Raw genomic sequence first — 14,972 nt, 5'->3', positions numbered from 1 at the left:
CACGGCGCGCCCGCTTCCTTTGCCCAACAAAACACACGTTTTGGGGGCCCAACCCGTTTTTTGGGATCGACAATTCCCGGAGCCGACCGCGAACGAGCGAGGTGACGGGTGCCGCCGTCCCGTTGCGCGGGCGCGCAACGGGACGTTCGGGTGCTCGACGCCGAGGTCGAGCACCCGAACGCACGAATGCGGGAGGTTGCGCGGCTGCTCCGTAGCCCTGCGGCCGTGCTCGGGCGCTACAGGCTTGCCAGATCGATCTGCTTGAATTCGCACCCTTCGGCGGCAAGGTCGCTCGAAAGCCTGGCTCCCAAGAAGAACTCCGTGATCTCGTCGAGCTTTTGCGTGGGATCGATGTCGGCGAACTGCGCGGGGTAGACGGTTGCTCCTACTTGGTAGCAGTTTGCCAAGGCCAGCTCGATGTTGGTGGCGTAGAAGCGATAGGCGATGAGCGTGCTCACCTTGCCGTCCTGCACCGCCTTGAGCGCGGAGAAGTAGGGGGGATTGGCTTCGTAGTCCTCTTTCACGAGCGGCAGGTTCCCGCTTTCGACGAACACGTAGTCGGGCTGTGCGCTGGAGATGGCTTCGAGGTCGATGTCGAAAGCTCCGCTCGCGCCGTTCACGTCGGCGACGTTCTTCACGTTGGTCGCCTGGAAGGGCGGGAAGTTCGCTTCCGTTCCCGCGAAGCCGTGGCCGCCGCGGAAGCTGATGCCGGCTGCGTACGCCGTTTTGACCTGGTCGGCGGGAAGGCTAGCCGTGCGCTTCTCGAGGTCTGCGCGCGTGTCCTCCATGTAGCGGACGATGTCCGCCGCGCGCTCCTGCTTGCCAACGATGCCTCCAACCAGGTTGACGTTGTCGTAGAACGCCTGGTCGAACACCACGTTGCTCAAGGTCAGGCACACTACGGGAACGCCGGTCCTTTCTTGGAGGGCGTCGGCGGCGTCTTTGTCGATCGAGGCGAACACGACGTCGGGCGCCGCTTGCATGATGGCCTCCTCGTTTGGGGTGGTTCCCTTCGACCCTCCGTCGCCGATGACGGGCAGGTTCTTGAACGTTTCGTGGTTGACGTGGCGATAGCTGCAGGTGACGTTGTCCTTCAGCTCGGACTGCTCCACGCCGACCACCTTGTCTGCGGCGTTCAGATACGAGATCAGCCGCAGCGAGCTCGATCCGATGCCTATGAGGCGTTGCGCTTCGGCGGGGACTTCGACGCTGCGACCGAGCATGTCGGTAACCGTGACGGTTTGCGAAGTTGCCGGGGGATCCTGCTGTGCGCTCTCGGTTTGTCCGGCGCCGCATCCTCCTAGGCATAGGATGCTGATCGCGGCGGCCAGCAGTACCGCGGCGATCAGCCGAAGCCGTTTCGTCGTTTTCAGTTGGGGCATGTTGATTCCTTTCGTTTAGGCCTCCCTCTTGCGCGATGGTAACACGGAATAGAAATTCGTAACATCATATTAATACTAAATCGGAATTCGTAACACCAAGAAGAGCGAGCGGTTGCGGGCGTTGCGCTGCTCATGCGTGCTCGACGTTTGCCTCGGGCAACTTTCTGTGCCCCAAGGCGCCCGTTTCGCGGTACCATGGTTGCGAGCAAAAGACGAGAGACGGCGGCTCGGCGGGGGATTCGCCGCAGCCGCGCAAGGAGACGCATTGGGCACCCTGAACAACCTGCCCATTGGGAAGGCCGCCACGGTGGTGGGGGTTGGCGGCGAAGGATCGCTTCGCCAGCACTTCCTGGACATGGGCATTATTCCGCAAGTCGACATCGCCATGGTGAAGCATGCTCCCATGGGCGATCCCGTGGAGGTGCGCGTCCACGGCTACGAGCTGACGCTGCGTTTGGACGATGCGCAGAAGATCGAGATCGACGATGTGCGCGAAGCCAGCGAACCTCGTCGGGAGCCGCTTGCGCGGCGCCCCTTGCCTCACCCGGGTTTGGGCGAGGGCGGGAAGTTCCACGACAAGGCCGCCGAAAGCCCGCTGCCCGAAGGAACGCCGCTCACCTTCGCTCTCGTGGGAAACCAAAACTGCGGCAAAACAACCCTGTTCAATCAGCTGACCGGCGCGAACCAGCACGTGGGCAACTTCCCCGGGGTGACGGTCGACCGCAAGGACGGCGTGGTCAAGGGGCATCCCGAGGCGTTGGTAACGGATCTTCCGGGCATCTACTCGATGTCGCCCCACTCGAGCGAAGAGGTGGTTACCAGGCGGTTTTTGCTGGAGGATCGTCCGCGCGGCATCATCAACATCGTGGACGCCACCAATATCGAGCGCAACCTGTACCTGACCATGCAGCTGCTCGAGCTGGACATACCCATGGTGCTGGCCCTTAACATGATGGACGAGATGGAGGGCAACGGCGGCACTGTCCTGGTGAACGAGATGGAAGAGCTGCTGGGCATTCCAGTGGTTCCCATTTCGGCGTCCAAGAACGCGGGCATCGAGGAGCTGGTGGAGCACGCGCTGCATGTGGCGCGTTTCCAGGAGCCGCCTGTTCGCCAGGACTTCTGCGCGGCTGACGAGCATGGCGGCGCCGTGCACCGCTGCCTGCACGGCATCATGGCGCTGATCGACGACCATGCCGAGCGCGCGGGCATTCCGCCGCGGTTCGCCGCCAGCAAGCTGGCGGAGGGCGACGCGCTTGTTTTGGAGAAGCTGCATCTGGATCAAAACGAGAAGGACATGCTCGACCACATCGTGGCCCAAATGGAGGCTGAACGCGGTCTCGACCGCGCGGCGGCTATCGCCGACATGCGTTTCTGCTTCATCGGGCGCGTGTGCGAAGACACGGTGGTCAGGCCGCACGAGAGCCGCGAGCATGCGCGCAGCATGCTTGTCGATCGCGTGCTGACCGGCACCTATACGGCCATACCCGCCTTCGCGGCCATCATGGCGCTTGTGTTCTGGCTTACGTTCGACGTGGTGGGCGCCTGGCTTTCGGAGGTTCTGGACGCCGGCATCGGGTGGCTTACCGACGTGACCGCCGCCGCGCTGACTGCCGCCCAGGTGAACGAGGGGCTGCGATCGCTTGTCATCGACGGCGTGTTCAACGGGGTGGGAAGCGTGCTCAGCTTCCTGCCGATTATCGTCACGCTGTTCTTCTTCCTGTCGCTTCTTGAAGATTCCGGCTACATGGCGCGCGTGGCGTTCGTCATGGACAAGCTGCTGCGCAAGATAGGCCTGTCGGGGCGCAGCATCGTGCCCATGCTGATCGGATTCGGGTGCACGGTTCCGGCCGTGATGGCGTCGCGCACGCTGCCGTCCGAACGGGATCGCAAGATGACCATCCTGCTCACTCCGTATATGAGTTGTTCGGCGAAGCTGCCCATTTACGCGTTCTTCACGGCGGCGTTCTTCCCGACGAGCGGGGCCTTGGTGATGGTGGGCCTGTATTTCGGCGGCATTGCGGTGGGCGTGCTGGTGGCGCTGGCGTTGCGCCGCACGTTGTTCTCGGGCGAGGCCGTGCCGTTCGTCATGGAGCTGCCGAACTACCGCATGCCCAGCGCGCGCAGCGTCGGTCAGCTGCTGTGGGAGAAGGCGAAGGATTTCCTGGAGCGCGCCTTCACGGTCATTTTCGTGGCGACCATCGTCATCTGGTTCTTGCAGACGTTCGACTTCGGCTTGAACATGGTGGCGAGCTCCGAGGACAGCATGCTGGCCGTGGTGGCCGGCTGGATCGTCCCGGTGTTCGCGCCGCTCGGATTCGGGGATTGGCGGATTTCGACGGCGCTCGTCACCGGCTTCATGGCCAAGGAAAACGTCGTGTCCACGCTGTCCATCCTGTTCGGCAGCACGGCGAGCCTGGTTGCCGTCATGAGCTCCGTGGCCGCGTTGGCTTTGCTGGTGTTCTGCCTGCTGTACACGCCGTGCGTGGCGGCGGTGGCGGCGGTGAAGCGCGAACTGGGCGGGAAGTGGGCGCTCGGCGTAGTGTTCGGCCAGCTGGCGGTGGCGTGGGTTGCCGCGTTCGTCGTGCACGGCGTGGGAACGCTTGCGGTGGACGCCGGAGAGAACGCGTGGACGCTGGCGGTGGGCGCGCTGGTGGCGGTGCTCGTCGTGCTGGCTTTGGCGCGCATGCGCTCGCTCCGCGCGAGGGGAAGCGGATGCGGGTCGTCGTGCGATGGCTGCGAAGGCTGCGCGCAGGTGCCGGTGCCGCGCGCGGCTGACGGGGACGGCGGGTCGTTCGAATCCGAGCCTGCGCGCGCCGATGCGCAGCGTGACGATCGGGCGCGAAGGCGCTAGAGCTTCAACGAAGGCGAAACGGGCGGCATCGAGGCTGCCCGCCGCCCTGCCGCGTCGAGCCGTTCGCGCGGGCGGCCATGCGAACGCGTGCTTGGGAATACGGGAGGATTGACTGCTGATGGTCGAGATGGACGGTGCGGCGTTGGGCTGCATTCTCGTGGTGGAGGACGACCCCGACATCAACGCGCTGCTGGGCACCGTCATGACGCGGGCCGGCTATCGCGCGGTGCATGCGTATTCGGGCACCGAGGCGCGGCTTCATCTGGAGCGCGAAGCGTTCGACCTGGTTTTGCTGGACATGATGCTGCCGGGCATGGACGGCCCGGAGCTGATCGCGTTCATGCGCGGCGATCGAGGGCTGAAGACGCCCGTCATCGTGGTGTCGGCAAAGGCGGGGCTGTCCGACAAGGTGGACATGCTGGCGCAGGGTGCCGACGACTACCTGGTGAAGCCGTTTCAGCCCGAAGAGCTGGTCGCGCGCGTGCAGGCCGTGCTGCGGCGCGCGGGCGCCGCGTTGCCGGCAGAGCGCGAGGAGTCGTACTCGTTCAAGAACCTGCGCCTCGATGCGGCTACGCGCCGGGTGTTTCTCGGTGGCGAGGAGGTGGCGCTGACCGCGCACGAGTTCGATATTCTGCACGTGCTTATGCAGGCGCCCGACAAGGTGTTTTCGCGCGAGCTGCTGTACGAGCTGGTATGGAAGAGCGGCTACTACGGCGAGGACAACACGGTCAACGTGCACGTGAGCAACATCCGCAAGAAACTTGCCGCCGTCGAGCCGGATGAAGAGTACGTCAAAACCGTTTGGGGCATCGGCTTCAAGCTGTCGTGAGTTTTTTCGGGGGTCCGGACGGGGCTGGTGGGATTGACGGGGGCGAACGCCTCAATTTGCCACGGAGGTTTCCAGGTTCTGTCAAAACGGACGAGTTTTGCGGGGATTTTTCGCCTCTTGCAGGCAGGTTGCCAAGGGGCGTTTTTCATCATGCCTGTTCAGAGGCTTGCGCGTTGCATTTATCCTGACTTGAGGACCAGCAAAACTCGTTCGTTTTGACAGAACCTCGATGAAGAGGGTGTGGCGGAGCGACGACGGGAAAAGGATGTGGCGGGACGAGTGCGTGGTTCGTCGGACTCGGGCAGGGGCTGCCGGGTTCGACGGCGCGTCGGCCTCCTGCCGAAAGCTCGACGTGCGACCGCATCTTTATTCTTTCTTTATCCTTTCTTGAGGACTTATTTCACGTCGGGGCGGTAAGGTTCTCTCGTGCGATGGCGAACCGAGATCGACAAGGTCCGCCCATTGCGAAGCGACGATGAGGAAAGGCAAGCGGAAACCATGGAATCGGTTATCGAGACAAGAGGGCTGACGAAGCGCTACGGCGACGTTCGCGCGCTCGAGGATGTGAGCGTCATTGTGCGCCGCGGCGAGGTGTTCGGCCTGGTGGGAGACAACGGAGCCGGCAAATCGACTCTGTTCAAGCTGCTGTGCGGCCTTGCGTTTCCCACCGAGGGCGAACTGCGCCTGCTCGGCGCGAGCGCGCCGCGCGACCTTGAGCGGCAGCGGGCGCGCATCGGGGTCGTCATCGAGCAGCCCGGCTTCTATCCGGCCTTGAGCGTGGAGAAGAACCTGGAATGCTGCCGCATCCGCAGGGGCGTTCCCGGCAGGGACGCGGTTTCGCGCGTACTCGACACCGTGGGGCTGTCGTACGCGAAGGACCGTGCGTGCCGCGACCTGTCGATGGGCATGAAACAGCGGCTGGGCCTGGCCATGGCGTTGCTGGGGGAGCCGGAGGTGCTTATTTTGGACGAGCCGACGAACGGGCTCGATCCCAGCGGCATCGTCGAGATGCGCGTTCTTCTGCAAAGGCTCAATCGGGAAAAGGGCATCACCGTGGTGGTGTCGAGCCATCATCTGGCCGAGCTTGAGCAGATGGCCACGGTCTACGCGTTTTTGAGCAAGGGCCGGCTTTTGGAGCAGGTGGGCGCCGAGGAGCTTCGTGTGCGCTGCGCCGACTGCATAGACATCGCCGTGTCGGACACCCCGCGCTACGCGGTTCTTTTGGAAACCGAGCTGCACCACGACCGCTACCAGGTTCTTCCTGACTCCACGGTTCGCATTCTCGATCCGCAGCACGGCATCGAGGCGTTCAGCGCGCTGGCGAGCGCGCACGGCATGGGCGTTTCCAAGCTGGAACGTCGGAAGATGTCGCTTGAGCAGTACTATCTGGAAATGAAGGAGCGGGGGGCAACATGCTGCTGAACTATATGAAAAGCGAGTGGTACCGCATTGCGCGGAGCAAGGAAGGATACCTGCTCGTGGGCGTTTTGTGCGCGATCGTGCTGGCTGCGAACGTGCTTCTGGCCGTCATGGCCGGCGCGCCCGACTTCCCGTATGCCACCGCGCGTTTTTCGCTCAGCAACGTGATCATGTCGCTGGGGGCGTTGTTTTTCATGGCCGGGCTGCTGGTTTGGCTGTTGTTCGGCGACGATCGCAAGAACGGCACGCTCAAAAACGAGATAGCCCAAGGGCTTGCGCGACGCGACCTGTTCGCAGGCAAGTGCCTGGTGTCGATTGCGTGGGGCTTGATGGGGCTGGCGGTCATCCTGATCGTGTACGTTGGCAGCGCGGCGCTGCTTCTGGAAGGCCCCGTTTTAGAACCTGCGACGCACCTGGTCAAAGGCGTGCTCTCGGCTTTGCCGTTCACGGTGGCGTGCGTGGTGCTGGCAGTTGCCGCGTGCATCGTCTCGCCGAAGCCCGCCAACGCGTTTATGATATGGTTGACCGTCGTGTGCCTGGTTCCCATGGCGCTCGACGCGGTGGGCCGCGTGGTCGAGCCGGTGGCCGTGCTTGCCAGCTGGATGCCGTACAACTTCTTCGCGAACGAGGTGCTCATCAACATGAGCGGCGCGGCGGAGTTCTTATGGGATACGCCGCAAGGCTTGGCGAAGTGCCTGATCTCCGGGTTCGCGGGCATCGCGGCGTTCTCGGCGGCGGGCTTGTGGCGCATTGGAAAAACGGAACTGTAGCGAAAGGGGGAGGGCATGCCGAGCGGGACGTTCGCTATCGCGCTGCTGCTCGCGCTGGGCGCGGCGGCATGGTTCGGCATGCGCTGCTTCGCGCTCAAGCGGTCGCTGCGTCGCGCCGATCGCGAGCTGCGCGATATCGTGGAGCATCTGGAGGACAACCGCATCGTGAAGATGCCGTGTCCCGACCGCGACCTGGAAGCCTTCCTGCGCACCGTGAACCGCGCGCTTGACGGTATCCGCCGCCAATCGGTGCTCTACGCGCGTCGCGAGGTTCAGCTGAAAGAGCAGATCGAGCGTATAAGCCACGACTTGCGCACGCCGCTCACTTCGATCCAGGGCTACTTGGCGCTTGTCGATGCGGGACCTTTGAGCGAAGAGGATCGCGCGGCGCTTGCCACGGTCGAGCGCAAGGCGGAATCGCTGCAGCGCCTGATCGCGCAATTCTACGAGCTTTCGCGCGTGCGCGGCGAGGGGTTTTCCCTGGAGCTTGCAAAGGTGGACGCGGCAAGGCTGCTGCGCGAATCGATCGCGGGACAGTACCGGTTGCTGGAGAAGCGGGGGACGAGCGTGCGCGCGTCCATCCCGGACGGCCCGCTTTTCGCGCGCGCGAACGCCGATGCCGTGGAGCGCGTGTTCGCGAACCTGGTGCACAATGCCGGCAAGTACGCGGCAAGCTGCTTTGTCGTGGACGCGGCGTACGCGCGCGAAGGATCGGCGCCGTGCGGCGGCTGGGTGACGGTGTCGTTTGCCAACGATGCCGAAGGCATCGACGAGCGCCAGGTTGCGCGCTTGTTCGAGCCGTTTTACACGGTCGACGCCGCCCGATCCCAGGAAAGCTCCGGATTGGGGCTTTCGATCGCGCGTCACCTGGTGGAGCGTATGGGCGGCACGCTTGATGCGCGCGTCGAAGCGCGGGACGCGTCGACGTGGATCGTGTTCGAGGCTAGATTGCCCGCTTGTCCAAGCGATTCTCGGTAGACGCTCGGGGTGGCGCCGTAAATGCGCGCGAACAGCTCGGCCAGCCGTTCGGGACGATAGCCCACGGTTGCGGCAGCTTGCGCGACGGACGCGCCGCTCGAGGCGAGCAGTTCGGCCGCGCGTGCGCACCGTTTTCGCTGACGGTATTCGACGATGGTGCACCCGTAGGCTTGCTTGAATGCTCGACGCAGCTTCGTTTGCCCCATGCACGCGATGCGCGTCAGTTCAAGGGCGCTGACGGGATCGGCCAGCCGTTCGTCGAGGCGTTTCCGAACGCGTTCGATCGCGCGGGCGTCTTCGCGCGAAAGCGCGCTTGCGAACGGGCTTCTTGCTTCGTCGATGCCCGACCGCGCGGCTAGGCTGCGCGACTTGTCCACCACAAGGGCCACCGCCTCCTCCACCTTGCTTCGATAGAACAGCCGTGCCGATGCCCCCGTGCCGCGGTACGCTTCGATTTGCTTCATCAGCACGATCATCTCGGAAAAATCGGTCAGTCCGTCAATGCTTGCGAACGCATCTTCGGCGGAAAAGGACTCTCCGCGGTATATCGCGCCCAGGTAGCGTTCGTAAAAGGGCGGCGTCAGCATGATGCCCACGCTGTGCAGAAGCTGGCCTGCTTTGTGGGAGGAGTTCCAGGAGCATCCTTTGGTGGCGTGCCCCTCCAAGTACGGGGCTTTTACGACGAGCCCCGTGTCCTGCCTGACGTACGATCCTGCTTGCAGGTAGCTCACCGACACGAGTCGCGGATGAAGGCAATGCTGCTGAAAATCTCGGCGAAATCTCATCGAGGTAACCGATACGGCGAAATCCCGATTCGCGTACACCCAATAGTAGCCGGATGCCTGGTCTTCGGGCGCGTAAAAGAAGCGCCCTTCGCGCAGCGGCGTAGCGTGCCCGTCGGCGCTCGTGCGCGGAGCTTCGCGCATGTTCAGGTCGCGTACGCAGGGCAGCACGATGTCTTGCATGATATTGAACGTAGAGCCTTCCTGTCGATTCAACGCGACCTCCTTGCGATTCGACGCGTTTGCTCTCTTGCGCTTGCGCGTTGCTTGCATGACTCATAAGTTAGATAAAGTTAACATAAAAGGAGGAACGTGCGGCATCGCATGCCGTCGTTCGCAATAGTCACACGTTCCGAAGGAGACGCCATGACTCGTCAGCAAGAAAAGCGCGCCGTTATGCTTGAGCAATCGCCCGGAAGGCTGATGGCGTCGTTGAGCCTTCCGGGCATCGTCGGCATGCTCGTCATAGGCTTGTACACGTTCGTCGATGCCATATACGCCGGTCAGCTTATCGGCGTGGACGCCATGGGCGCCGTTTCGGTGGCGTATCCGTTCACGTTCGTCAGCTCTGGCCTGGCGGCCATGATCGGCATGGGGTCGGCTTCGGTGCTCTCTCGCGCCATCGGCGCGTGCGATCAGCGAACCATCGAAAAGGTCATGGGAAACCTTGTGGTTGCTAGCGTGGGATTTTCACTGGTCATCACGGTGATCGGCGTCGTGTTCACACGGCCGTTGCTGATGCTGACGGGCGTTGAGGGCCCGATGCTCGACATGGCCGTGTCCTACCTGCGCATTCTTTTCATGGGAAGCCTGTTCGTCAACTTCGCGCAAAGCTCGAACATGGTCATGCGCGGCGAAGGCGAGCTTGTTCGCGCTATGGCCATCATGGGCGGCGGTGCGGTTCTGAACATGGTGCTGGCTCCGTTGTTCATCCTTGCCTTGCGCGATCAGGGGCTGGGCATCGAAGGAGCGGGCATTGCCACCGTGCTTTCCCAGGTTGTTCTGGGAGGGGTCATGCTGTGGTGGTTCGTCAAGCGCGAGAAAACGGCGCGTATCGGACGGTTGGCCATTGATCGAGACGTTATGTCCGAAGTTCTGAAGGTGGGCGTGTCGGCTTTTCTCATGCAGGTGCTGACGCTGGTTCAGCAGGCCGTCGTGTACCGAGCCGCAGCTGAATGGGGCGGACCTGAATGGCAGGTGCTTTTCGGCGCCGCCATGCGCATCCAGGCGTTCGCCTTCATTCCCCTGTGGGGCATGAGCAACGGCTACCAGCCGGCGGTTGGAACGAACTTCGGCGCGGGAAGGTACGACCGCGTGCGCAAGGTGACGGCGGCTTTCTGTTTGGGATCGACGGGCTTGGCCTTGGTGTTCTGGATTCCCGCCATGCTGGCTCCGCACGCGGCGCTTTCGCTTTTCATTACCGACCCGGCCATCGTGGCCATGGGCGCGCAGGATTTCCGCATCCTGTTCTTCCCGTACGTTGCCATGGGGGCTATGGTCATGGGCATTACGCTGCTGCAGGCCGTTGGGCAGGGAGGCAAGGCGACCGTCCTTGCGCTGGCGCGCCCCATCCTTCTGTTCATTCCGCTGGTGCTGGCCGTTCCCCGCATTGCCGGTCTGGGCATTCACGGCGTGTGGCTGGCCTGCATGCTGACCGACTCCCTGCTGGCGGTGGCTACGGTCATCGTGATGGTCTCGACGCTTCGCCGGATAGGATCGGGCGCTCGGTCTGCTGGCGCATGCGAGGCGCCGCCTGATAACGAGGGTCTTGCGCAAGCGTAGGGCCTTGCGGGACGGACGGGTCGGGCGGGACGCGAGGCGTTGCGAACGCCTTGCGCCGCTCGGCTCGGACTCCGCTCGGCTCGCCCGCCCTTCGTTTGCAAGCGAGCGGCGGGCGCGCTAGCGTGAAGCGGCGTTGACGGCGGCCACGGCTCCGTCGGCTACGGCGGTGGCCACCTGCCGCACCTGCTTCACGCGAATGTCGCCGGCGGCGTACACGCCGGGCAGCGCGGTTTCCATGCGCTCGTTCGTGGGGATGTACCCGTCTTGCAGCACCAGCTGGTCCGCGTAGAGCTGGGTGTTGGGGGCGCAGCCCGCGTATACGAACACTCCGCAGCCGGGATCTTCGATTGTGCGCGTGCTGCCGTCTGCGAGCGATACGAGGTCGATCGCCTCCACGCGGTCGGCGCCGTGCAGGGCACCGACGGCCGTGAAAGGGATCACTTCGATCGCGGGGGTTGCTGCCACCTTGCGGCGGAATTCGTCGACGCAGGCAAGTTCGCGCTCCACGCACACGATGCGAACGCGATGCGCGAAGCGCGCGAGGAACAGCGCTTCTTTGACCGCTCCGTCCGCACCTCCGATGACGTAGACGCTCTTTCCGCGATAGGCGGCCCCGTCGCGCGCGGCGTTGAGTCCGCAGCCCTTTCCCGTCAGCTCGACTTCGCCGGGCACGTCCAAGACGCGCGGCGTGCCGCCGTTTGCCAGCACGATGCGCGGCGCGCGGTAGACGTCCGTGCCGGTGCTGATCGTTTTGACCTCGTCGGCAAGCGCAACGCGTCGAACCTGTTGGTACGCGATGTCGACGCCCGCCGCGATCGCCTGGTCTTGCAGCCTCCGCGCGAACGCGGCGCCGGATTCCGCTTCGGGCATTCCGGCGTAATGGGTGACGGTCGATACGCTTCCGATGATGCCGCCCACCGACTCCCGCTCCAGCACAAGCGTCTTGAGGCCGCGGCTGACTGCGTAGATGCCGGCGCTGATGCCCGCCGGTCCCGCTCCTACGATGACGATGTCGTAATCGTGCATGATGATGCCTCCTTCGCATGGCGTTTCGTCCATTGTAGGCGCGCGTGCTTCCGGGGTGCCCGCACCTTTGCTTATCTGCCTATAACGATGCGTTATGGATGCGGTCGGGGTGCGGTGGCTGCTTTGCAGGCGCTTGGATCGCAAGTCCCTGCCGATCCGCGGGCGGCGCTTGTCGCGTCGGCAGCGCCCGGAAAAGCGGCCCGCACGTCTGCTTTTCGCGCAGGCGGCGCAGGTTAGCCGCTATCATGGGCTTGTTGAGAAACCCGACTGCCGACGGCATCCGTCGCTCTATCAGGAGGAAGGCCCTTATGAACCTGGTTTGCTTGGATTTGGAAGGCGTGCTGGTCCCGGAAATTTGGATCGCGTTCGCAAAGGAGACCGGCATCCCGGAACTCGAGCGCACCACGCGCGATGAGCCCGATTACGACAAGCTGATGGCGTACCGCCTGAACATCCTGCGCGAGCACGGCTTGGGCCTCAAGGAGATCCAGGAGACCATCGCGCGCATCGATCCGCTTCCAGGCGCCAAGGAATTCCTGGACGAGCTGCGCGCCACGACGCAGGCTATCATCATCAGCGACACGTTTACGCAGTTCGCGATGCCTCTCATGGCGAAGCTGGGCTGGCCTACGCTGTTCTGCAACGAGCTCGAGGTTGCCGAAAGCGGCGAGATCACCGGCTTTCGCATGCGCTGCGAGCAGTCGAAGCTGACCACGGTGCGCGCGTTGCAATCGTGCGGGTTCGACACCATCGCCGCAGGCGACAGCTTCAACGACTTGGGCATGATCAAGGCCGGCAAAGCGGGCTTCCTGTTCAAGAGCCCCGATTCCATCAAGGCCGACAATCCCGAGCTGCCGGCCTTCGACGAATACGACGACCTGTTGGCGGCCATCAAGGCAGCGCTGGTTTAGCGTCGCTGTCTTCAAGCGGGCGGCGCGCTGCTCTCGGCGTACCGCCCGCCTTCCATGAGAGCAGCGTGGCCGAGTTCGCAATGACCACGATCGATCCTGCGTTGTGCACGAGCGCCCCCACAACGGGATCGAGCACGCCCGTCATGGCCAGGGCGATTGCGATGAAGTTGAGGGTCATCGAGAACGTCATGTTCAGCTTGATGGCGGTCATCATACGGCGAGAGATCGCAAGCAAGTGGGGAAGGGCTGCGATGTCGTCGTGCACGAGCGCTATGTCGGCGGCGTCCACGGCGATGTCGCTGCCCGTTCCCCCCATGGCGATGCCCACGGTCGCGCGCTTGAGCGCGGGCGCGTCGTTGATGCCGTCGCCCACCATGCATACGGGTTCGCCCGCCGCCTCAAGGCGCTCGATGGCGGCGGTTTTGCTTTCGGGCAGGCAGTTGGCGCTCACGTTCTCGATGCCGACCTGCGCTGCTATGCGCCGTGCCGCTCGGTCGTGGTCTCCCGTCAGAAGGATGGGCTCGATGCCGAGCGCCCTGATGCCCTCGATGGTTTTGCGCGCCGTGTCCCGCACGGTGTCGGACAGGGCGACAAATCCCGCTGCGCGCCCGTTCACGGCGGCGAGCATCAAGGTGCATCCTTGGTCGGCGTGCGGCAGCGAGGACGCCTCGATCCCTTCGATGCCGTGAACTCCCTGTTCCAGCAAAAGCCCCCGGTTGCCGGCAAGCACATCGTTTTCTTGAACGGAAGCTCGAACGCCGCGCCCGGGGATCATCTGGAAGGTTGCGGGGGGCAGAGGGTCGGCTGCGCTCGCTTTGGTTGTCGCGTGCTCGCGCCACCCGCGTACCACCGCCTTGCCCAGGGGATGCTCGCTCATGCTTTCCGCTGAGGCAACCAAGGAGTACAGGCGATCGCCCCCGCTTACGGCGGTTACCTGCGGCTGTCCGTGAGTGAGCGTTCCCGTTTTGTCGAACGCCACTTTGCGCACCGTTGCCAGGCGTTCGAGAGCATCGCCTTCGCGCACAAGAATCCCGTGCTTGGTCACGTTGCCGATGGCCGCCATAATGGCGGTCGGCGTAGCCAGAACCAGAGCGCAAGGGCAGAATACGACCAGGATAGTGACCGCTCGGATGATCTCGCCCGTGACCATCCAGGTGCCGCCAGCGGCCGCCAACGCCACGACGACGATCCACGTAGCCCAGCGGTCGGCCAGCCGAACGATCTTGGCTTTGCCCGCGTCGGCGGATTCCACCAGGCTGATCATGCGGGCAAGCGAGCTGTCCTCGCCAACGCGCTCGGCGCGCATCTCGAACGCTCCGAATTGGTTCACCGTACCGCTTTTCACCTGGTCGCCCGGTGCTTTGTCCACGGGAAGCGGCTCGCCGGTCATCACCGATTCGTCAATGGAGGTGCAGCCGCTGATCACGGTGCCGTCGACCGCCACCGTTTCTCCTGGAAGCACGCGCACAACGTCTCCAGCCTGCACGTCTTGGGCGGGGACGGTGCGCACGTCGTCTCCGTGCACGATACGCGCCGTTCGCGGGGACAGTTTGACCAGGCCCTCGATGCCTGCCCGTGCTCTCGCTACCGTCAGCTCCTCCAAAAGCGCGCCAAGCTGCATGATGAGGGCGACTTCGCCCGCGGCGAAATTCTCGCCGATGGCCACCGCGGCGATGAGCGCCATGGAAACAAGGACGTCGGCTTTGACGTCGAACTCGGTGACCAGGCCTATGACCGCGCCGATCACGATGGGCGCGCCGCATAAGACGATGGCGATCCATGCCGGATCGAAGGGGAGCAGTCCGGGCGCGAAGAAGCTGACGGCAAGCGCCAAGGCCGAAACCGCCAGCAAGACGATGTCTTTGCGGGTGCCGCCCGCATCCATGAGCTCTTCTACCTTTTCCAACGTCGGTATGCGCACCGCGACGATCTCCTTATACATATACCTATAGGGGTATATGTATAATAGCGCGCCGATAAAAATTATCCAAGGAAAACTTTTATGGTATGAAGCATGTTTCGCTGTCATATAGGGGAGCAGCGGGGACCTTGCGCGCGAAAAACCGCCTTCGCTGGCAGGTTTTTGCGTTTAGGGGTCGTCGCATCCGTCCGGGTAGGCACCTATGAACGCGCACCGTAGAAGCCCAAAGCTATGACCAGGCAAAACGGAAAGCACGCTGTGCTTCAGCGAAGGGAAGGCTCGACCCGACGACCTCAAACCGTCAAAACCTGCCAGCGA

The 14,972-nt window shown here is 63.6% G+C and carries 11 protein-coding genes; 7 read left to right on the top strand and 4 right to left on the bottom strand.

What is annotated here, in order from left to right; all coding sequences use genetic code 11:
- Positions 1–236: 236 nt before the first annotated feature.
- Positions 237–1,382 (bottom strand): ABC transporter substrate-binding protein, encoded by a 1,146-nt coding sequence (locus tag ACMNI9_RS01500; protein WP_418830547.1) that lies wholly within the window; start codon positions 1,380–1,382, stop codon positions 237–239.
- Positions 1,383–1,647: 265 nt separating this feature from the next.
- Between ACMNI9_RS01500 and feoB the strand changes: the two genes are divergently transcribed.
- From feoB to ACMNI9_RS01475, 5 genes are all read left to right on the top strand, one after another.
- Positions 1,648–4,236 carry a ferrous iron transport protein B gene (gene feoB, locus ACMNI9_RS01495; protein ID WP_418830545.1) on the top strand — a complete coding sequence of 863 codons (2,589 nt, stop codon included), beginning with the start codon at positions 1,648–1,650 and terminating at the stop codon, positions 4,234–4,236.
- A gap of 118 nt (positions 4,237–4,354) precedes the next feature.
- Positions 4,355–5,065 (top strand): response regulator transcription factor, encoded by a 711-nt coding sequence (locus ACMNI9_RS01490; protein WP_225748829.1) that lies wholly within the window; start codon positions 4,355–4,357, stop codon positions 5,063–5,065.
- Positions 5,066–5,563: 498 nt separating this feature from the next.
- Positions 5,564–6,487 (top strand): ABC transporter ATP-binding protein, encoded by a 924-nt coding sequence (locus ACMNI9_RS01485; protein WP_418830543.1) that lies wholly within the window; start codon positions 5,564–5,566, stop codon positions 6,485–6,487.
- Positions 6,478–7,254 carry an ABC transporter permease gene (locus tag ACMNI9_RS01480; protein WP_418830540.1) on the top strand — a complete coding sequence of 259 codons (777 nt, stop codon included), beginning with the start codon at positions 6,478–6,480 and terminating at the stop codon, positions 7,252–7,254. Before ACMNI9_RS01485 ends, ACMNI9_RS01480 begins: the two co-directional genes overlap by 10 nt.
- Positions 7,255–7,269: 15 nt before the next feature.
- The gene (locus tag ACMNI9_RS01475; protein ID WP_418830538.1) at positions 7,270–8,232 is read left to right on the top strand and encodes a sensor histidine kinase; all 963 of its coding nucleotides are present in this window, start codon (positions 7,270–7,272) and stop codon (positions 8,230–8,232) included.
- Here ACMNI9_RS01475 and ACMNI9_RS01470 read toward each other — a convergent pair.
- On the bottom strand, positions 8,118–9,230 hold the full coding sequence (locus ACMNI9_RS01470) for a helix-turn-helix domain-containing protein (protein ID WP_418830535.1): 1,113 nt from the start codon (positions 9,228–9,230) through the stop codon (positions 8,118–8,120). The two genes, ACMNI9_RS01475 and ACMNI9_RS01470, sit on opposite strands and share 115 nt — an antisense overlap.
- A 150-nt stretch (positions 9,231–9,380) precedes the next feature.
- Here ACMNI9_RS01470 and ACMNI9_RS01465 point away from each other — a divergent pair, with 150 nt between their 5' ends.
- Positions 9,381–10,796: an MATE family efflux transporter gene (locus ACMNI9_RS01465; protein WP_418830532.1), complete on the top strand. Its 1,416-nt coding sequence runs from the start codon at positions 9,381–9,383 to the stop codon at positions 10,794–10,796.
- Between the two features lie 117 nt (positions 10,797–10,913).
- On the opposite strand, the gene ACMNI9_RS01460 is transcribed toward ACMNI9_RS01465, so the two are convergent.
- Positions 10,914–11,822 (bottom strand): NAD(P)/FAD-dependent oxidoreductase, encoded by a 909-nt coding sequence (locus ACMNI9_RS01460; RefSeq protein ID WP_418830529.1) that lies wholly within the window; start codon positions 11,820–11,822, stop codon positions 10,914–10,916.
- A 308-nt stretch (positions 11,823–12,130) separates the two neighbouring features.
- On the opposite strand from ACMNI9_RS01460, the gene thrH reads away from it, so the two are divergent.
- Positions 12,131–12,733 carry a bifunctional phosphoserine phosphatase/homoserine phosphotransferase ThrH gene (gene thrH / locus ACMNI9_RS01455; protein WP_114566836.1) on the top strand — a complete coding sequence of 201 codons (603 nt, stop codon included), beginning with the start codon at positions 12,131–12,133 and terminating at the stop codon, positions 12,731–12,733.
- On the opposite strand, the gene ACMNI9_RS01450 is transcribed toward thrH, so the two are convergent.
- The gene (locus tag ACMNI9_RS01450) at positions 12,714–14,654 is read right to left on the bottom strand and encodes a heavy metal translocating P-type ATPase (protein WP_418830526.1); all 1,941 of its coding nucleotides are present in this window, start codon (positions 14,652–14,654) and stop codon (positions 12,714–12,716) included. The genes thrH and ACMNI9_RS01450 overlap by 20 nt on opposite strands.
- Positions 14,655–14,972 lie beyond the last annotated feature (318 nt).

This window comes from Paraeggerthella sp., assembly GCF_048427265.1.
Lineage (GTDB): Bacteria > Actinomycetota > Coriobacteriia > Coriobacteriales > Eggerthellaceae > Paraeggerthella > Paraeggerthella hominis.
This window is presented reverse-complemented; position numbering and strand designations above follow the sequence as displayed.

Excerpts from the sequence above, each read along its gene's own strand:
- ACMNI9_RS01460 (WP_418830529.1), bottom strand. The coding sequence starts at position 11,822 with ATGCACGATTACGACATCGTCATCGTAGGAGCGGGACCGGCGGGCATC.
- ACMNI9_RS01465 (WP_418830532.1), top strand. The coding sequence starts at position 9,381 with ATGACTCGTCAGCAAGAAAAGCGCGCCGTTATGCTTGAGCAATCGCCC.
- ACMNI9_RS01475 (WP_418830538.1), top strand. The coding sequence starts at position 7,270 with ATGCCGAGCGGGACGTTCGCTATCGCGCTGCTGCTCGCGCTGGGCGCG.
- ACMNI9_RS01480 (WP_418830540.1), top strand. The coding sequence starts at position 6,478 with ATGCTGCTGAACTATATGAAAAGCGAGTGGTACCGCATTGCGCGGAGC.
- ACMNI9_RS01490 (WP_225748829.1), top strand. The coding sequence starts at position 4,355 with ATGGTCGAGATGGACGGTGCGGCGTTGGGCTGCATTCTCGTGGTGGAG.
- ACMNI9_RS01500 (WP_418830547.1), bottom strand. The coding sequence starts at position 1,382 with ATGCCCCAACTGAAAACGACGAAACGGCTTCGGCTGATCGCCGCGGTA.
- thrH (WP_114566836.1), top strand. The coding sequence starts at position 12,131 with ATGAACCTGGTTTGCTTGGATTTGGAAGGCGTGCTGGTCCCGGAAATT.
- ACMNI9_RS01485 (WP_418830543.1), top strand. The coding sequence starts at position 5,564 with ATGGAATCGGTTATCGAGACAAGAGGGCTGACGAAGCGCTACGGCGAC.